Origin of the sequence: Shewanella sp. 5_MG-2023 (genome assembly GCF_030547465.1) — a bacterium.
In the GTDB taxonomy this organism is placed as follows: domain Bacteria; phylum Pseudomonadota; class Gammaproteobacteria; order Enterobacterales; family Shewanellaceae; genus Shewanella.
In genome coordinates this window covers 21,313-38,467 of sequence record NZ_JAUORC010000008.1, presented here as the reverse complement: position 1 = coordinate 38,467, position 17,155 = coordinate 21,313, and the positions used below count along the sequence as shown (strand labels likewise).

At 42.1% G+C, this 17,155-nt stretch carries 20 protein-coding genes; 14 read left to right on the top strand and 6 right to left on the bottom strand.

All coding sequences use genetic code 11. The features are described 5' to 3' along the window. Positions 1–17: 17 nt before the first annotated feature. The 8 genes from Q4557_RS06120 to mutM all read left to right on the top strand — a co-directional run bounded on the left by Q4557_RS06120 (position 18) and on the right by mutM (position 7,038). Positions 18–779 carry a substrate-binding domain-containing protein gene (locus tag Q4557_RS06120; protein ID WP_241903543.1) on the top strand — a complete coding sequence of 254 codons (762 nt, stop codon included), beginning with the start codon at positions 18–20 and terminating at the stop codon, positions 777–779. After that, positions 779–1,486, top strand: a complete 708-nt coding sequence (locus tag Q4557_RS06115) for an ABC transporter permease (protein WP_076542090.1) — start codon at positions 779–781, stop codon at positions 1,484–1,486. Before Q4557_RS06120 ends, Q4557_RS06115 begins: the two co-directional genes overlap by 1 nt. 2 nt (positions 1,487–1,488) lie before the next feature. Continuing rightward, positions 1,489–2,193, top strand: a complete 705-nt coding sequence (locus tag Q4557_RS06110; protein WP_102475987.1) for an energy-coupling factor ABC transporter ATP-binding protein — start codon at positions 1,489–1,491, stop codon at positions 2,191–2,193. Beyond that, positions 2,177–2,761, top strand: coding sequence for a molybdenum cofactor guanylyltransferase MobA (gene mobA / locus Q4557_RS06105; protein ID WP_102475988.1), 585 nt, complete (start codon positions 2,177–2,179; stop codon positions 2,759–2,761). The genes Q4557_RS06110 and mobA overlap by 17 nt, the downstream gene beginning before the upstream one ends. Before the next feature lie 39 nt (positions 2,762–2,800). Beyond that, on the top strand, positions 2,801–4,615 hold the full coding sequence (locus Q4557_RS06100) for a bifunctional molybdopterin-guanine dinucleotide biosynthesis adaptor protein MobB/molybdopterin molybdotransferase MoeA (RefSeq protein ID WP_102475989.1): 1,815 nt from the start codon (positions 2,801–2,803) through the stop codon (positions 4,613–4,615). A 23-nt stretch (positions 4,616–4,638) separates the two neighbouring features. Beyond that, positions 4,639–5,625, top strand: a complete 987-nt coding sequence (moaA, locus tag Q4557_RS06095; protein WP_102520422.1) for a GTP 3',8-cyclase MoaA — start codon at positions 4,639–4,641, stop codon at positions 5,623–5,625. Between the two features lie 124 nt (positions 5,626–5,749). Then, positions 5,750–6,214 carry a hypothetical protein gene (locus tag Q4557_RS06090; RefSeq protein ID WP_102475990.1) on the top strand — a complete coding sequence of 155 codons (465 nt, stop codon included), beginning with the start codon at positions 5,750–5,752 and terminating at the stop codon, positions 6,212–6,214. 11 nt (positions 6,215–6,225) lie between these two features. Beyond that, a complete protein-coding gene (mutM, locus tag Q4557_RS06085; RefSeq protein ID WP_303411388.1) occupies positions 6,226–7,038 on the top strand; it encodes a bifunctional DNA-formamidopyrimidine glycosylase/DNA-(apurinic or apyrimidinic site) lyase in 813 nt (270 codons plus the stop codon). 123 nt (positions 7,039–7,161) lie between these two features. Here mutM and coaD read toward each other — a convergent pair whose 3' ends face one another. Continuing rightward, a complete protein-coding gene (gene coaD, locus Q4557_RS06080) occupies positions 7,162–7,665 on the bottom strand; it encodes a pantetheine-phosphate adenylyltransferase (RefSeq protein WP_303411386.1) in 504 nt (167 codons plus the stop codon). 91 nt (positions 7,666–7,756) lie between these two features. Between coaD and Q4557_RS19925 the strand changes: the two genes are divergently transcribed. After that, positions 7,757–8,065: a glycosyltransferase gene (locus Q4557_RS19925; RefSeq protein WP_368506490.1), complete on the top strand. Its 309-nt coding sequence runs from the start codon at positions 7,757–7,759 to the stop codon at positions 8,063–8,065. A 32-nt stretch (positions 8,066–8,097) separates the two neighbouring features. Continuing rightward, entirely contained in the window at positions 8,098–8,475 is a 378-nt protein-coding gene (locus Q4557_RS06075) for a galactosyltransferase-related protein (RefSeq protein WP_303411384.1), read from the top strand. Between the two features lie 13 nt (positions 8,476–8,488). On the opposite strand, the gene Q4557_RS06070 is transcribed toward Q4557_RS06075, so the two are convergent. Both Q4557_RS06070 and Q4557_RS06065 read right to left on the bottom strand, forming a co-directional pair. Then, positions 8,489–9,238 (bottom strand): glycosyltransferase family 25 protein, encoded by a 750-nt coding sequence (locus tag Q4557_RS06070; RefSeq protein WP_303411381.1) that lies wholly within the window; start codon positions 9,236–9,238, stop codon positions 8,489–8,491. A gap of 91 nt (positions 9,239–9,329) precedes the next feature. Beyond that, positions 9,330–10,178, bottom strand: a complete 849-nt coding sequence (locus tag Q4557_RS06065; protein ID WP_303411379.1) for an adenylyltransferase/cytidyltransferase family protein — start codon at positions 10,176–10,178, stop codon at positions 9,330–9,332. A gap of 185 nt (positions 10,179–10,363) precedes the next feature. Here Q4557_RS06065 and Q4557_RS06060 point away from each other — a divergent pair, with 185 nt between their 5' ends. Together Q4557_RS06060 and Q4557_RS06055 are read left to right on the top strand one after the other, a co-directional pair. Next, entirely contained in the window at positions 10,364–11,455 is a 1,092-nt protein-coding gene (locus Q4557_RS06060) for a CDP-glycerol glycerophosphotransferase family protein (RefSeq protein WP_303411377.1), read from the top strand. Between the two features lie 101 nt (positions 11,456–11,556). After that, positions 11,557–11,970, top strand: a complete 414-nt coding sequence (locus Q4557_RS06055; protein ID WP_102435867.1) for an adenylyltransferase/cytidyltransferase family protein — start codon at positions 11,557–11,559, stop codon at positions 11,968–11,970. 80 nt (positions 11,971–12,050) lie between these two features. On the opposite strand, the gene Q4557_RS06050 is transcribed toward Q4557_RS06055, so the two are convergent. Beyond that, the gene (locus Q4557_RS06050) at positions 12,051–13,073 is read right to left on the bottom strand and encodes a CDP-glycerol glycerophosphotransferase family protein (RefSeq protein ID WP_102435869.1); all 1,023 of its coding nucleotides are present in this window, start codon (positions 13,071–13,073) and stop codon (positions 12,051–12,053) included. An 85-nt stretch (positions 13,074–13,158) separates the two neighbouring features. Then, a complete protein-coding gene (locus Q4557_RS06045; protein ID WP_303411374.1) occupies positions 13,159–14,196 on the bottom strand; it encodes a glycosyltransferase family 9 protein in 1,038 nt (345 codons plus the stop codon). Between the two features lie 104 nt (positions 14,197–14,300). Here Q4557_RS06045 and Q4557_RS06040 point away from each other — a divergent pair, with 104 nt between their 5' ends. After that, positions 14,301–15,014 carry a 3-deoxy-D-manno-octulosonic acid kinase gene (locus Q4557_RS06040; protein WP_303411373.1) on the top strand — a complete coding sequence of 238 codons (714 nt, stop codon included), beginning with the start codon at positions 14,301–14,303 and terminating at the stop codon, positions 15,012–15,014. Positions 15,015–15,027: 13 nt separating this feature from the next. Here the strand turns inward: Q4557_RS06040 and waaA are convergent, their stop codons facing one another. Next, positions 15,028–16,308 carry a lipid IV(A) 3-deoxy-D-manno-octulosonic acid transferase gene (gene waaA, locus Q4557_RS06035; protein WP_303411371.1) on the bottom strand — a complete coding sequence of 427 codons (1,281 nt, stop codon included), beginning with the start codon at positions 16,306–16,308 and terminating at the stop codon, positions 15,028–15,030. 132 nt (positions 16,309–16,440) lie between these two features. On the opposite strand from waaA, the gene Q4557_RS06030 reads away from it, so the two are divergent. After that, the gene (locus Q4557_RS06030; protein ID WP_102435876.1) at positions 16,441–17,097 is read left to right on the top strand and encodes a TetR/AcrR family transcriptional regulator; all 657 of its coding nucleotides are present in this window, start codon (positions 16,441–16,443) and stop codon (positions 17,095–17,097) included. Positions 17,098–17,155: the final 58 nt, after the last annotated feature.

Genomic DNA, 17,155 nt, shown 5'->3' with positions numbered 1-17,155 from the left:
CATTATTAACTAGCACCATGATGAGCGCGACAGTAAATGCTGAAGAAATTATTAAGCTTGCGACCACCACCAGCACTGATAATTCAGGTCTTTTACGCGCTATTTTGCCGACATTTGAAGCTGAATCTGGTTATAAGGTACAGGTTATCGCCACAGGTACTGGTAAAGCACTAAAACTGGCCAGTCAAGGTGATGTAGACGTGGTAATGACCCATGCACCTGCTGCTGAAGCTAAGTTTGTTAAAGACGGTTATGGCACTAATCCTCGCGGGATCATGGAAAACGATTTTGTGGTTTTAGGCCCAATTGCTGATCCCGCTAAACTAGCAACAAGCGATGATGTCGTTGAAGCGTTTCAAAAAATCGCAGCATCGGGCAACAGTTTTATCTCACGCGGTGATAATTCTGGCACCAATATGAAAGAGCTCGCAATTTGGAAACAAGCTTCTGTAACGCCAGATTTTTCAGGCTATACTTCAATTGGCCAAGGTATGGGTAAAACGTTACTGATGGCCAATGAGAAACAAGCCTATACACTGACAGATCGTGGAACGTTTGTTGCTTACAAAGCTAAATTAGATTTGGCAATTACATTCGAAGGCGGCGCCGATTTAGCAAACCCTTATCAAATTATCCTAATTAACGCAGAAAAATACCCTGAATTGAATCATCAAGGTGCTAAGGCATTAAGCGATTGGTTTATTAGCCCAGCGGCTCAGCAGATGATTAATGACTTTAAAGTTCAGGGAGAGCAATTATTTAAGGCAACATATAAGTAATGAATGAAGGCTGGTTAGCCCTACTGCAGCAAGCATTTAGCTTGCTGCTTTCGTTAGACCCTGATGTATGGTCTATCATAAGTGTATCTTTTTCCGTCTCTTTTGCGGCGCTGCTCATCACCTTGATCCCATCAATTGTGTTGGGCTTTTTGCTGGCATCTTACCAATTTCCTGGTCGCTGGTTTGTCACCAATATTGTGCAAACCTTACAATCAATCCCCACAGTTGTGATCGGCTTACTGGCTTATTTGCTGCTCACCAGAAATGGGCCAATGGGCGACTTACGCTGGTTGTTTACCCAACAAGGAATGATCTTAGGACAAATGATGATTTGTGCCCCGGTACTTATCGCATTATCCCAAGCGGCATTTAGTAGTGTAGACCGCCGTGCATGGGAAACCTCCCGCACCCTTGGCGCATCGTGGCAGCGTGCTATTTGGACCGTATGTCGCGAACTTCGCGTACCGTTATTATTGGCCATTATTGCTGCTTTTAGCCGAATTTTGACTGAAGTGGGTTGCTCAATGATGGTGGGGGGCAATATTTTACACCACACCCGTAATATTCCCACCGCCATTGCCTTAGAAACCAGTAAAGGCGACTTTGCCCAAGCTATCGCACTAGGATTAGTGCTGCTGATTTTAGCGATTGTGATTAATTTTGCCATCGGCTCACTGCGTGGCAAAGCCATGCCAAGGAGTCAGTAATCATGGTTAAAGTGACCGCGAAAAACATTCAGGTGCAATTTAAAGCAAGAAAGTTGTTTGCTTTTGACAGCCTGAGTTTTTGTGAAGGCGATGTCATATACCTGCAAGGGGACAATGGCAGTGGTAAATCCACCCTTATGAAACTATTAGCGGGGATCGTAAAACCGTCATTAGGTAAGGTAACAGCTGAAGGATTTGCCGCGCCAAAATGGTGGCAACCAAGTACCTTACTAGGCAAAGCGGTTTATCTTCACCAACATGCCTACCTGTTTGATGGTAATGTGGACTACAACTTGCGCTACGCCTTACCAAAGGACAAGTTTAGCGCCGAGCAGCTTCAACAGCGTATTCGTCAAGCTATTGATATGGCGCAGCTGGGGGCATTATTACACAGTAATGCCACTGATTTATCTGGCGGTGAACGCCAACGATTAGCGCTAGCCAGAGCTTGGATAAGCCAACCCAAACTGTTAATGCTAGACGAGCCAATATCTAATATGGATAAGCAATCGCAAAAACTGGTTTTAGCGATGATTAACCAATTAAAACAAGAAGGCACAGGTCTAATTATTAGTAGTCATCAAACCTGCGGCTTAACAGCCTTGTGCAAAAAGCATTGGCATATTGCTGACAACAACGTTGTGGCCAGCAATCATATCCCTAGCGTTGAACAATCACAGGAGTTTCAATATGTCAGTGCAAATTGATGCCGTTATTTTAGCCGGCGGCATGGCCAGAAGAATGGGCGGCATAGATAAAGGCTTAGTTGAGCTCAATAATAAGCCAATGATCAGCCACACCATTGAGCGAGTTCAACCACAAGTGAATCGCATCATCATTAATGCCAATAGAAGCCAGCAACAATATGCTGAGCTAGGTTTTGAGGTTATCAGTGACAATGACAGTGGTTATTTAGGCCCACTCGCAGGCATGGTCACCGCGATGGCGCACACTGATGCCGAGTTATTATTAGTGGTGCCTTGTGATAGCCCAATGCTACCAACAGATTTGTGTGAGCGCATGTATGCCTCGTTAAAAGAAGCCGATGCTGATATCGCGGTAGCCAGCGATGGCGAACATCACCAACCTGTGGTGATGTTATTAAAACCTGAATTAAAACAATCGATGCAGGCCTTTTTAGATGCCGGCGATCGAAAAATATTTTTATGGTATGAAAAGCAAAAACACGTTGTAACCAGCTTTGCCGATCAACCTAATGCATTTGTTAATGTGAACACACTTGAACAAAAACTTGTCATCGAGAATGCCAAGTAAGCTGTGGCAACACAGTAACAAGCCAACAATGAGGTCTTTATGAGTATACCGTTTTCCAATCCGCTGAGTATTCCTGTTCTTGGATTCTGTGCCTATAGCGGCACCGGTAAAACCACCTTGTTAAAACAACTTATTCCCGAATTAAATCGTCGAGGGTTACGTTTAGCAGTAATTAAACACGCACACCATAATTTTGATGTGGATATTCCGGGAAAAGACAGTTACGAAATGCGTAAAGCAGGTGCTAAGCAAATGCTGGTTGCCTCCCATATTCGCTGGGCATTAATGACTGAAGATGCGGTTGATGGTGACCCACAATTACCGCACTTACTAAAGCAAATTGAAACGGACAAAGTGGATATCGTGCTTGTTGAGGGCTTTAAAAAGCTGCAACTGCCTAAAATTGAGCTGCACCGCGCCGCCCACGGCAAGCCACTGATCCATACCCATGATGAAAACATTGTCGCTATCGCGTGTTGTGACGACACCGAAACACCGGCCGAGTTAACCCGACTCGATTTAAATAACGTCGGCCAAATTGCCGACTTTGTGATTGAATACAGTCAAAAGTGGCAAACACCTGAAGTGGCTTTACCGATCCCAACCGTTGCAACACCTGTAAGCGATGAGCAGAAATTTTTATCAGTTGCCCAAGGCTTAGAGCAACTCATGACCATGGTGACGCCGCTTACCGCTAGTGAGCAAGTCACCATCGATGACGCAGCAAATCGAGTACTAGCTAGCGATGCGATTTCACCTGTTAACGTGCCCCAGCAAACCAATTCAGCAATGGATGGTTATGCTTTTGCTTATAGTACTGATAACAGCCCAAGCAACCCAGTTGCGCCATTAAAATTGATGGGTGAAGTGCTTGCTGGGCACCAATATCCAGGCACATTAAACCCCGGTGAAGCCGTACGCATTATGACAGGCGCAACCGTGCCAACTGGCGCTGACACTGTCGAAGCACGTGAGTTGGTGGTTGAACAAGATGGCCAAGTGCAATTACAAGGCAAAGTGGATGCGGGTCAGCATGTCAGACTTGCAGGTGAAGATATTGCCAAAGATGCCTTAGCATTAGCAAAAGGTCATCGCTTACAAGCCGCTGAACAAGGCTTATTAGCCTCATTGGGTTTAGCCTCTGCAGATGTTGTTAAACAACCGGTTGTGGCGGTGTTTTCCACTGGCGATGAAGTGAGTCAACCGGGCGAGCCGTTAAAAGCCAACTGTATTTACGACTCTAATCGCTACACCATTAAATCAATGGCGCAAAAGTTAGGCTGTAAAGTCATTGACTTAGGCATTATTGAAGATAGCGAAGCATCATTAACGGCTGCGCTACAACAAGCCAGTGTTGATGCCGATATTGTGATCAGCTCCGGTGGAGTTTCTGTCGGAAATGCTGACTACATCAAAACAGTATTGGCTAAAATTGGTAAAATAAACTTCTGGCGCATTAATATGCGTCCAGGTCGACCATTAGCCTTTGGCCAAGTCAACGACAGTTTGTTCTTTGGCTTACCGGGTAATCCCGTGGCGGTAATGGTGTCGTTTTTACAATTTGTGCAACCTGCAATTCGTAAACTGGCTGGCGAAAGTAATTGGCAGCCACAATATTTACCAGCAATAACAGATAGCATCTTAAAAAGCCGCACAGGTCGAACAGAGTTTGTGCGCGGTGTTTACTCGTTAAGCAATGATGGACGGTTACATGTGACCTCAACAGGGGCACAGGGTTCAGGGATGTTGAACTCCATGGTTAAGGCAAATTGTCTGGTTATTATCGGTGAAGCCGAAGATGCCGTCATGCCTGGCCAGCAAGTCTTCATTCAGCCTTTTGCTGAACTGTTATAACTAACCATAAGATGTACTAATTCATGAGTTTGATCGTCGACAGTTTTAATCGAAAAGTAGAGTACTTACGTTTATCGGTCACTGACCGCTGTGATTTTCGCTGTGTATATTGCATGAGCGAAGATCCAAGCTTTCTGCCTAGAGAGCAAGTACTTACCTTAGAAGAACTCGCATGGATTGCACAAGCCTTTACCGAACTCGGAGTAAAGAAAATCCGCTTAACTGGCGGCGAACCTTTAGTAAGAACCGATTGCGATAAGCTTATTGAGTTATTAGGTAAATTGCCTGGTTTAGATGATTTATCGATGACCACCAATGGCTCACGCTTAAGTAAACTTGCTCAGCCCATGCATGATGCTGGTTTAAAGCGCTTGAACATCAGCTTAGATACCCTCAACCCTGAGCTATTCACTGAAATGACTCGCAACGGTAAAGTTGAACGAGTCATTGCAGGTATTGATGCCGCTAAAGCCGCAGGCTTTAAGCATATCAAAATCAATGCCGTGATTTTACGTGGCAAAAACGATCATGAAATCTTAGATTTAATCGACTTTTGCCGTGATCGTGAACTAGACATCACCTTTATTGAAGAGATGCCACTAGGGGTTATTGATGAGCGTAAACGCAGTCGTCATTGTTCTAGCGAAGAAGTCAGAGCCCTTATTGAAGCCCGCTATCCATTAGTGCCGTCAAGCAAACGCACTGGTGGGCCAGCACGTTATTTCAAAATGGCAGATCACAGTATTCATATTGGCTTTATCTCGCCCCACAGTAATAGCTTTTGCCATGAATGTAACCGCGTCAGAGTGACAGTCGAAGGCCGTTTATTGCTGTGTTTAGGTAATGAAAACTCGGTTGATTTAAAAGCGATTGTTAGAGCGCATCCAGGTAATATTAATAAGCTAAAACAAGCGATTTTGGATGGCATTCAACAAAAACCCAAAGAGCACTACTTTGGCACCGATGATGACGTGCAAATTCTGCGATTTATGAACACCACTGGCGGTTAAGCCATTTTTACTTACGCAAATCAACCGCCTTCATTAACTAGCCTTAGCAGATAACCACCAAGGGTTACCCACTAAGGCTAGCTTTGATATACACTAAGACTAACAACCACTAGCACGTTAGTTTATGGCCTTATCTCGAAAAAAATGGAATAACATCCTGATCATTGCCTGCGTTTTCATGGTGGCAGTGCTAACCTTTATCGACTCAAAAACCAATCAAATGCCCGATGATGCCCAAGCATTATTTGATGAAACTAACCAGTTAACCCAATTGCAATTCGATGATATTTGGCTTAATAAAGGCGCTAACGGCTGGGTCTGCTCTGCAAGTGTTTTAAACTGTAGAACTTTAGCCGAGGCTTGGAGCCAATTAGCAATCTCCCCCACCAGCATAAGTGATGCAGAGCGCCAACAGTTACCGGCAGCGCAATCGTTAGTGATTGCGATAAATCACACCCCACAAGGACAACTTTGGCAATATTACCCCCAGTATGGGTTATTGCAGTCAGCCGCCGATAATTGGTACCAAATCCCGCCAAGCTTACGTACTGAACTCATCCCAATCATTGCCAGCCAAACACAAGAATAATAGAGAGCCCTATGCCTGAATTACCGGAAGTTGAAGTCACTCGCCAAGGAATATCACCCTACCTCGTCGATCAAACCGTTCGCGACCTTATTATTCATAATGGTTCGTTACGTTGGCCTGTGCCTGACATTTGCCGCAATATTATCGGCCAAACTATCCGAAATGTACGTCGCCGCGCTAAGTACTTACTGATAGATACTGACGCGGGGATCACCATAGTCCATCTAGGTATGTCTGGGAGTCTGCGAATTTTACCAGCCAACACCCCAGCAGAAAAACATGACCACATTGATTTGGCGTTAGAAAATGGCCGCATTCTGAGGTTCAATGACCCAAGGCGCTTTGGTGCATGGCTATGGTATGAATTACCTGAAGAAGCACATCCATTACTATCAAAATTAGGCCCAGAGCCACTGTGTGAAGACTTTAATCCAGTGCAACTACACAATGCCCTCGCCAATAAGAAAAAGGCCATCAAACTGTGTTTAATGGACAATCACATTGTGGTCGGTGTGGGGAACATTTATGCCAATGAAGCCTTGTTTGCCGCAGGTATTCATCCTCAAGCAGCTGCTGGCTCAATTGATATTGAACGCTTAACAATTCTGGTTGCTGAAGTGAAACAGATTTTAGCCCAAGCCATTAAACAAGGCGGCACCACCTTAAAAGATTTTACCAATGCCGATGGTAAACCCGGTTACTTCGCCCAAAAGTTACATGTTTATGGCCGTGGCGGCGAAAACTGCACTGAATGCGGCAATCTATTAAGTGAAATACGTTTAGGTCAACGCACCACGGTATTTTGTGGGCTATGTCAGACATAAGATTGTTGAGGGTAAAATAGGGCAGAACAAGCCTTACCCTGCTTAAGAATATTAAGTCGAGAAAACAAAAAGCCTCGATAGCATAGCTATTGAGGCTTCTATTTTTTAGATATTTGAAATAATTCAATCAACCCGCAGTGATTTAATTGAAGCAATTTTTTGCAGCAAAGAAGCGGCGACATCCTGATGGACGAATTGACTCACATCACCGCCATGTAGGGCAACTTCTTTTACCAAGGTAGAAGAGATAAATGAGTTTTCTTCCGCTGGGGTCAAAAAGACACTTTCTAAATCTGGACTTAAACGACGATTCATATTGGCTAATTGAAATTCATATTCAAAATCTGACACAGCTCGCAGACCACGCACTAACACACTCGCCTGTTGCTCTTTAGCAAAATCAACTAATAAGCCAGTAAAGCCAACCACTTCCACATTGTCTAAATGGGCGGTCACTAAATTAACTTGCTCTACACGCTCTTCAAGGGTAAACATCGGCTGTTTTGACGGATTTGAGGCAATGCCGATAATGACGTGACCAAATAATTTTGCCGCACGCTCAATTAAATCAGCATGGCCATTAGTAACGGGATCAAAAGTACCTGGGTAAATTGCGCGTCTATGCATTTGAATATTCACTGTGTAAAGTATTGCCAGCTAGTTTATCAGTATCAAATACTCGCATCAAAGTTTGATTTGATACTGGTCGTGTTTTACCATATTTCCCACTGAAGTCATTATTGCTGATGATGGTTCTAAACAAGAAACCAAAGCACTTATAGACTCTTATCGTGCCCAAAAGCTGCCCTTTACTTTAATCCATTGTTGGCAAGAAGATTTAGGCTTTCGAGCAGCAAAGAGTCGCAACAATGCCATCCAAGCATCAACAGCTGACTATGTTATTTGCATCGATGGCGATATTATTTTGCATCCTCGCTTTGTTGAAGATCACCTGAGTAATGCGAAAAAGAACCAAGTCATCGCCGGAAAGCGTGTCAGGCTATCTCAAAATTTAGCCAAAAGATAATCACGTCTAACAAACCCATCTCGCCATTATCAGTGTTATTTGCTGCACAAAGCGGCCATAAAAATGCCATTCGCTCTAATGTGTTAAGTCACTACTTAAGCAAAACAAATCAAAATGCCGACAGCGTGTTTAGTTGTAACTTTAGCTTTTGGCGCCAAGATGCGATAAACGTCAATGGCTTTAATTGTGACTTTGTAGGTTGGGGCGCTGAAGATAAGGAATTTTGTGTTCGACTGATTAACGGCGGAGCATCAAAAAAGCAATTGAAGCATTTAGCAGTATGTTATCACCTGTACCACCCAGAATTGTCTCGAAAAATGGCACAAGTAAATCAACAGATTTATGATGACGCCATTTCAAAGAAATTAACTTATTGTCGAAATGGCATCAAAAAATACATTCCAAGCTAAAACTCACTCAAAGCTAAAGCTGGCTTGGCAATTTGGGGAGCTTACTTCGATTAATTCTTACCTTGACCTCAAAACATAACTTTTGCCAAATGCGTTTCAGGGGATGTTTTTTGGTGGTATTTCGATTACCTAAAGTACATATTTCACTTTCAAAGTCAGCGTCTTGCACAGGAAAAGGTCGAACAACAAAGCATCTTAAGTCCTTTTGAAACCAATACTGAATATCAATATCCACAGGCCTTGCAATAGGCATTGCCGTTGCAAGTAGCTTTTTAGCCCCAGCTATCGACACAAATTGACCACGGGTAGAAGAAGGCAGTTTTAAGCAGGTCGATAATGAAAAACCATCATCAAGCTCAAGGGTATCAATAACCGCTTTTTGTTTACTGCCGTGACATAATTTAATGTAGTCCCATTGAGCAGATAATTGACTCACGCTTTTTAATAATGATAATAAATCAGGGTTTAATATCGAGTCATCTTCTAAAATAAGCGCGAAGTCCAAGTGCTGCTCAAGCATCATATTCCAGCAATTGACATGGCTCAAATAGCAGCCAATTTCACCGACATTCAGCACTTTATCGTATTTTGCTAAATTTGTTGGCTCATCAAAAACCGCAGCAATTTCAGCTTCAGTCAGTGCTTTACCGTATACCGCAGGCACTCGTTCAAACTCAATATTGAGCAGCTCAAGTTGTTGTTGCATAAAAGCCATTCTTTCAACGCTTTTATCGAGATTGATTACAAACACTTTAAACTTCATAAAACGTCTCAATTCCGTCCTTGGTAGTGCCTAAATTAATAATTTAAATCAACAACTATTCGATGCAACTGTCATTCTATTTTTCAATCACTTATTTAGGCGTAATGTTCAATTTTTGCTTTAATACCGTAGAACTGACATTAGGGGTGTAATCAAAATAGACCATGTCACAACTTACTGGTGGGTATTTCCCCTTCCAATCAGAACCCACTGAAATAGCATCGATATTATACTGATCAACGATTGATTGTTTATTTTTATCAATCTGAGGGATTACTTCATCCACATAGCGATTAGCTTCTAAAATTGAAATTCGCTCTTCAAAAGGAATAATTGGCGGTCTGCCTTTAGAGTTAATAATCACTTCATCGGTAGAAACACCCACAACCAAGTAGTCACACAGCTCTTTAGTCTTTTTAAGAATATTTAAATGGCCTTGATGAAAAATATCAAAACAGCCAGAGGTGTACATTCGGCGATATTTTTTAGCCGTCACCATTGGCTTGATAGAAATGAAATCACTCTTCAAGGTTTTCAATAACTCTTGCTGATAAATCGTATCCAGCTGCAGATCATCTCCTAGGTTAGGAGGGTTTGGCCAATGGCGATCTTCAAAAACTTTGTCACAAAACTCAACCGGAGACTCATAGCGAGGAATAACATGAAAATGCACTGCGGGATCAACCATCATTAACATTAAATAGTTAATTTTGCTGTAATCAAAGCGCTTCTTTAACACCCTTTCAATATCAGCAATAATCACTGTTTGCTCAGCAGCAGCTTCCTTAGAAATGGCAGAATATTGGTGCACACCCTCTTTGCAAATAAGTACCATTGAACCTAAAGTCGGTTGCATGGGTCTTAGCAATAAATCCCAATGTTGATATGATTTAATCAGGCTTTGTGGATAATCGAATTTTTTGAGCGTTACTTGAGGCATGAATTCAGTACACGATAGAATTGTGATTAGTATTTTAATCGAATAATCCATAGTCGTCTACGAGTTAGTCCTTGAAGAAGCGCCCCTTACTCTAAATCTATTTAACCAATTTGATTACGCTAGAATAACTAACATATAATAGACCAATGTTACATTTTCAATGATGCTCAATTGCTAGGAATATCATGCTAATCCTTTTCGATACGCTAAACGTATATTACCTCCCACAATATATTCCTATTATTCAAGAACTAAAATTGAGAAACCATGATGTTAAGCTAGTCTGTTACCATGACCGTAATGAAAAAGCTGTAGTAGAGCCAATCTTTCAAGCTTTAAACCTAGAATGCATCTGGGTACATAATGACAATGAAGCTGAGAAGCTGTATGTAAAGCTAAAACCTGAATGGATTTTCTTTGGTAATAAATGCGACTTTTTAAATAGTATTCATCAATACTCAAAAACCGCCCAATTAGGTCATGGTATCGGCCCTAAACCGACTTACTACCACAAGTCAGTTACCCCTATGACTGTGAGATTCATTGAAGGCGCATTGCGATTAGCCAAAATTCAACAGTTGTACCCCAATGACAATTTCATTCAAGTGGGCTTTTCAAAGTTAGACCCTATTATTAATCATGATGAGCCTGGCCTTGATTACGAAAAACTGGGGCTCGACAGTAATAAAAAAACGATCTTATATGCGCCAACCTTTAACCCTAGCTCATTAGAGTGCTTTCCTGACAATTGGCCTACTGACTTTACAGACTATAATATTTTAATAAAGCCGCACTCATTGACCCAAATGAGAGGCAAATTTAAAAAGCAGCAACAAAAATTAAAAAAATGGTCAGAGTTCAGCAATGTTTATGTGGCCTCACCTAAAGATATATCCCTGCTGCCCTTTATGAAAAATGCCGATATTTTATTAAGTGAAGCCTCGAGTACATTGTTTGAGTTTGCAGCGCTTTCAAAACCCGTCATTGTATGTAATTTTTTTAAGCTTAAGTGGTCTTATAGAGGCATTTTTCATTACCGCTTTAAAAAGCGCTTTGGCAAGGATAATGTGCTTTATAGCGACATCGGCAAGCATGTGAATAGCTATAAAGAACTAAAAGTGGCAATACCGCAACAATTAGCCATGCCTGAAGAATATGCGGTAAGTCGAGCTCAATACACCACAGACCATGTTGGCCCGACTGATGGCAAAGCATCTAAAAGAATTGTTGATTATTTAGAAGTAAATTCCGCTAATTCGCTTGCTGCTGAAACTTAAGCAAGGCAGTGACAGTCTAAATACTTATTAGTATTTTTTAATATGAGTGAATGGCCTACAATAATCATTAGCGAATAAAAAAATTATTTATCGGAATCTGTATGAAGAAAATCGGCTATACAACAGGTGTGTTTGACTTGTTTCATATTGGGCACTTAAATGTCCTTAAACGAGCTAGATTAGAATGTGACTATCTCATTGTTGGTGTCACCAGTGATGAGCTGTCTATGTCGGCAAAGAACAAAAAGCCTGTTATACCCTTCCAAGAGCGTATGGAGATTGTGGAAGCGATTAAGTTTGTGGACGAGGTGGTTCCGCAAGTTAATTACGATAAATTAGAAGCATGGAATAACCTGCGATTTGATCGTATGTTTGTTGGTGATGACTGGAAAGGCACTGATAAGTGGAATCAAATTGAAAACGAATTTGCAGAGTTTGGTGTAGAGATCCTGTATTTCCCATACACCTCTCACACCTCAAGTTCGATTCTTCGCGAAGTACTCAGTAAAATTTAACTCACCCACCGAGTCATATTCAATGGTGTATTTTTACATACACCATTGAATAATATCTAAATGAACGTTAACTCTCCTAGCTAAGACCAGCGATAATACTGTAGTTTTTTACGAATTTTAAAACGTCGAATTAAATTCAGCGGCTTTTTCTTTAAATGGGCTATGCCTGTTTGAATTAAAGACTCCATAGCATCAAGTGCTCTTTCACTCGACAAACCATCTTTGTATGGATGTATTGCTCCTGAATGATTTTTCACTTCAGATAATAAATCATCGCTATCAAAAAGCGCTTTATCCAATACCTTTTCTAAATCATCAGCTTTTTCAAAGTTGAGCATCCATTTTTCTGGCCTGCGACTATTAAAAGCCACCACAATTTTTTCTTGTATCGCAAACTCAGCAAGAATAGACGAGGTGTCAGATAAAATGATGTCCGCAGCTTGTAGTAACGGAATAACATCGCCCGTTTCTATAAAGCGTAAGTTTTCAGACGATAAAGCTTTATACATAGCAACTTCTTCACTGGTCGCTTTTGGATGCAGTTTTACAATCCATTGCCAATCTCGCGTTTTAGTTAATCGCTGAATATTAGAATAAAGTTGTTCAGTACTAGTCAATTTGGGCGAAAAAGTAGGCGCATACAAAATAACCGGTTTATCAGACTGAAACTGAGCGGTGTTGGCATGCAAAGTAAATAAAGGATCTAGTTTTGACCAACCAGTCTCAACTATCTCACAGGTTCCGTCATTTATTGCTTCAAAGCCCTTAGTAATATTAGGCCCTTGGGTGCAATACAAATCAAAGAAGCCCCTGATATTAAACTTGCCCTTTTTACCTGAATCAAATCCATGAAACACTTGCACTTTTATCCCTGGGAAAAAGTCGGGAATAAAGTTGCCAGGTGCAAGGGTGGCATCTGCAGCGAACTGTTTCACCTCAGTGACATCCATCAAGCGTTTATCAGACGGTTTTAAAAAGGGTTCAGCCTCACTCCCTTTGGGAATAAACCAAGCGACAGAACCACCACGTTGCTTTATCGCTTTCTCAATCGGTCTCAATACACTATAAGAATAAGATAATGTGACGTAAAACAAATAACGCATATGCAATAAACCCTTTTGAAATCGATGAAAATTTAAATTGTTACTTACTCGATAAATTAAATAGCATCACCTCTCTGCAAGATGATTATTGGCTGACAATTTTATCAAATTGTTCTTTAACGCTTTCAACCTTGATTAACCCCATCAAGTCCTGCCCCTTTGCCCTTTTCCCCCAAGCAATGCTGCTATCAGGAAATTGCTGCTTAATCACTTGATCATACACACTGACGACCGAGTCTAAACTGCTATAAGGCCCTGTTCGGCCTGGATTTGAATGGGCGTATAAACCAATCACTGGCGTACCTTGAGTCACCGCCATATGGGCGGGGCCGGTATCTGGCGCAATAACCAGACTGGCTCTTTTCAATAATGCCAATAATTGCGTTAGGCTGGTTTTTCCAATCATATTGTCAATATGGCAGTGACTGCTTTTAATGATATTAGCCGCTAAATCGACTTCCAATTGACTTGGGCCGCCGCAAAGTATCACCCGATAACCTTTCTCGACCGCATGATCTGCCACTGCAGCGTAACGCTCTGGCAGCCAATTACGCTCAGCTTTACTGGCTGCGGGGCAAATCACTAACACTTTTTCATCATCTGTGATGACTTGTTTGGCGAACTCGGTATCGGTTTCAGGTACCGGAATATTCCAGCTTGGGGTTAAATCTGTAACGCCAATGGCTTTGGCAAAGCCCATAAACCCTTCTAACACATGGGGCGTTGCCAATGGCTCCACCCTATGATTAGTCACCAACCACTGACCTTCTTTAGCTCTGGCTTTATCAAAGCCCACTCTAACTTTTGCTGAAATCATCAATGATGCGATGGTCGCTCTCAGCGCCACTTGCATGTGTAGTAAAACATCAAAGCGTTGACCAGCGAGGGCTTTTCTCAATTGGCCATAACTGCGCCAACCTTGGGATTTATCAAAGATCACAAACTGAATACCGGGCATATGTTTAACCAATTGATATTCAACTTTACCAATCACCCAAGTAATGGCTAAATCAGGATATTGACGCTGGATCGCTTGCACCATGGCTACCGCATGACACACATCTCCAATCGCGGATAAACGAAGTAAACATAAGGATTGTATCGATGAAAAGTCTGCTTTCATGGGTTACCACTAACGATATAAAGGGAATTAAGTACAAGTATTCGATCTTAATGTAGAATATTGTTTTTAGCCACCGACAAATCGACGCTTTTACTAATTGGCCTATGCAATTTGAATCAACAGATACTGGGATCATTGCTTGGTGCGAGCCACTCGCGCAGCAATTAACTCCCGCACAATTCCAAGCTGACTATTGGCAGCAACAAAATGCCATTATAGGCCAGTCAAAAGGTCGCTATACCACCTGGTTTGTGGAAAATAACCACCAGCGCTGGGTATTACGCCATTATTGGCGTGGTGGCTTTATGGCAAAATTCAGCCGTGATGCTTATGTTTTTACAGGCATGTCTCGCACTCGAGCCATTGCTGAACTGGCGTTATTAGAGAAGCTATTTGATGAAGGCTTTCCAGTACCTAGACCCATTGCCGCCAATGTTGAACGCTTTGGCATCTGGTATCGCGCCGATCTGATTATTGAGCTGATTGATGGCGCGAAAGATTTGGTAGCCTATTTATCCAAAACAGCCATGAGTGATAGCCAATGGCAGCAACTGGGCAGCCTCATTGCTAAATTTCATAATCGTGGCGTATATCATGCCGACCTTAACGCAAAAAATATCTTACTGGCCGAAGCGCAATTTTACCTTATCGATTTTGACCGTGGGGTAATAAAAACACCCGCTAAGCAGTGGCAACAAGCCAATTTAAGCCGATTACTGCGCTCGTTTTATAAAGAGCAAGCGAAACTGCCAACATTAAATTTCAATGAATCAAATTGGCAGCAGTTACTTTACGGTTACCAACAAGCCATTAATTAACTGAATTTAGCGATTAGCTGATTAACTGAGTAAAGCGCAATTGCTGCTCAACTATTTCAAACTGCTTTTGCAATGCGCCGCGATTTTGAGACACCACCGCTAAGCTCGCTTTGGCGGCGTTATCATGCAATTCGGCGTTAGCAAACAGCTGTAATAACATGTCAGCAAGTTCATCGGCGTTATTCACCACAGTTAAGCCACCAGCTTGCTCAAGTAAATGGGTGATTTCAGCAAAATTCCAATGGTGCGGGCCAACACTTACTGGCAAGCCCATTGCTGCAGGCTCTAAAGGGTTATGCCCGCCACTTTCAATCAGTGTGCCGCCAATAAAGGCAACATCTGCAGCGCCATATAGCATCAACAGTTCACCCATGGTATCGCCCAGCAGTACTTGGGTGTGCTGAACGACCGCCTCATTCATACTGCGCCTAGCTAAATTCAACCCTTGTTGAGTGGTCGACACAGCGGCAACATTAAATTGTTCAGGGTGTCTTGGCGCCATAATCAGCAGCGCATCAGGATATTGCTCCAACACTTTTTCATGGGCTTGCAACATCATATCAAACTCACCAGGATGAACACTGCCAGCAACCCATACAGGGGCTTGGCTTCGGTTCCAATCAGCTCTTAAGGTTTTAGCTTGTTGGTATTTGCTGTCATCAATCTGTATGTCAAACTTTAAACTGCCGCAAACATGCAATGACTGAGTGTTGGCCCCTAACGCCGCAAAGCGGGCAGATTCAGCCTCGGTTTGCACCGCAATCGCATCAAGCGCCGTTAACATGGGTAAACTTAGCCCCATTTGCTTATGGTATTTATCGGCAGATTTTTGCGATAAGCGCGCATTAGCTAACACCAAGCGAGTATTATTCTTCTTGGCAAAATGAAGCAGGTTTGGCCACAATTCAGTTTCCATAATCACGCAAAGTTGCGGATTAACCTGCTTAATAAAGCGACTAATACAAAGGTTAATATCAAACGGAAGGTAACAATGCTGCACACTATCGCCAAAAGCCTTTTTAACCTCAGCAGATCCCGTAGGGCTGGTGGTGGTAACCGTAAATGACAGTTGTGGGTACTGTTTCATTAAGCGTTTTATTAACGGTATTGCTGCTAAGGTTTCCCCCATCGACACACTATGAATAAGTACATCAGTTTGCTTTAAGCGCATTAATCCAAAACGCTCGCCCCAGCGGCCGCGATAATCAGGGCTTTTAAACGCACGAAAAGCCAAATATGCCACGATGAGAGGGGATAACAGCAAGAGTAAAACGGAATATACACCACGAGTCATGAAAACTACTTGATCAATTTTGCTTGTCAGATAACCACAATGTTAACATAATCTAAATTCATAGGGATATGAGCTTAGTAGTATGTAATTAAGAAATGATTTCTTCATGAGCCTCTGATAATTGGAACTGATATGAAAACCCGCGATAAGATAGTTTTTGCCAGCCTTGAACTTTTTAACGAACATGGTGAACGTAATATCACCACCAATCACATTGCGGCTCATTTAAATATCAGTCCTGGAAACCTGTATTACCATTTCCGCAATAAAGAAGACATTATCAATTCTATCTTCACCATGTATGAATCTAATCTTGAAAATGGTTCAAAGCCTTATGAAGACGTATCAATTGACGTTGAATTATTATTGGGCTATTTCGATGCGATGTTTTATACCATGTGGCAATACCGATTTATGTACGCCAACCTAGCCGATATTTTAAGTCGAGATGAAGCCTTAAAGCAGCGCTATACTCTGGCACAAAAAAGCGTATTAGCACGCTCAAGTAACGTCCTTAAACAACTTAAACAAGATGGTTTTTTAAACGTTGAAGACGATAACATCGTCGAACTTGCAGATACCATGAAGATGATCGTTAGCTATTGGATTAGCTATCAACTGACCCAATCGGGTGCATCAAAAATCACCAAACCTGCAATTTACAAAGGTTTATTACGGGTGGTTATGCTGTTTAAAGCGTATTCAACGCCAATTTCTCAACCTACCTTTGCACGACTTGAGCAGCACTACCGCGAGTTAGTCTCTCAAGACGCCTGCCCAGAGCTTTAATTCAGGTAAATTAAACCGCCCTTACAATCCCATTGCTGGCAACTATAATAATAGCGTT

What these genes read in the sequence shown, in the direction of transcription:
- Q4557_RS06110 (WP_102475987.1), top strand. Translation starts at nt 1,489, where the DNA reads ATGGTTAAAGTGACCGCGAAAAACATTCAGGTGCAATTTAAAGCAAGA.
- mutM (WP_303411388.1), top strand. Translation starts at nt 6,226, where the DNA reads ATGCCTGAATTACCGGAAGTTGAAGTCACTCGCCAAGGAATATCACCC.
- Q4557_RS06045 (WP_303411374.1), bottom strand. Translation starts at nt 14,196, where the DNA reads ATGAAAGCAGACTTTTCATCGATACAATCCTTATGTTTACTTCGTTTA.
- Q4557_RS06070 (WP_303411381.1), bottom strand. Translation starts at nt 9,238, where the DNA reads ATGAAGTTTAAAGTGTTTGTAATCAATCTCGATAAAAGCGTTGAAAGA.
- Q4557_RS06040 (WP_303411373.1), top strand. Translation starts at nt 14,301, where the DNA reads ATGCAATTTGAATCAACAGATACTGGGATCATTGCTTGGTGCGAGCCA.
- moaA (WP_102520422.1), top strand. Translation starts at nt 4,639, where the DNA reads ATGAGTTTGATCGTCGACAGTTTTAATCGAAAAGTAGAGTACTTACGT.
- coaD (WP_303411386.1), bottom strand. Translation starts at nt 7,665, where the DNA reads ATGCATAGACGCGCAATTTACCCAGGTACTTTTGATCCCGTTACTAAT.
- Q4557_RS06115 (WP_076542090.1), top strand. Translation starts at nt 779, where the DNA reads ATGAATGAAGGCTGGTTAGCCCTACTGCAGCAAGCATTTAGCTTGCTG.
- Q4557_RS06120 (WP_241903543.1), top strand. Translation starts at nt 18, where the DNA reads ATGATGAGCGCGACAGTAAATGCTGAAGAAATTATTAAGCTTGCGACC.
- Q4557_RS06050 (WP_102435869.1), bottom strand. Translation starts at nt 13,073, where the DNA reads ATGCGTTATTTGTTTTACGTCACATTATCTTATTCTTATAGTGTATTG.
- Q4557_RS06030 (WP_102435876.1), top strand. Translation starts at nt 16,441, where the DNA reads ATGAAAACCCGCGATAAGATAGTTTTTGCCAGCCTTGAACTTTTTAAC.
- waaA (WP_303411371.1), bottom strand. Translation starts at nt 16,308, where the DNA reads ATGACTCGTGGTGTATATTCCGTTTTACTCTTGCTGTTATCCCCTCTC.
- Q4557_RS06060 (WP_303411377.1), top strand. Translation starts at nt 10,364, where the DNA reads ATGCTAATCCTTTTCGATACGCTAAACGTATATTACCTCCCACAATAT.
- Q4557_RS06065 (WP_303411379.1), bottom strand. Translation starts at nt 10,178, where the DNA reads ATGCCTCAAGTAACGCTCAAAAAATTCGATTATCCACAAAGCCTGATT.
- Q4557_RS06055 (WP_102435867.1), top strand. Translation starts at nt 11,557, where the DNA reads ATGAAGAAAATCGGCTATACAACAGGTGTGTTTGACTTGTTTCATATT.
- Q4557_RS06090 (WP_102475990.1), top strand. Translation starts at nt 5,750, where the DNA reads ATGGCCTTATCTCGAAAAAAATGGAATAACATCCTGATCATTGCCTGC.
- mobA (WP_102475988.1), top strand. Translation starts at nt 2,177, where the DNA reads ATGTCAGTGCAAATTGATGCCGTTATTTTAGCCGGCGGCATGGCCAGA.
- Q4557_RS06100 (WP_102475989.1), top strand. Translation starts at nt 2,801, where the DNA reads ATGAGTATACCGTTTTCCAATCCGCTGAGTATTCCTGTTCTTGGATTC.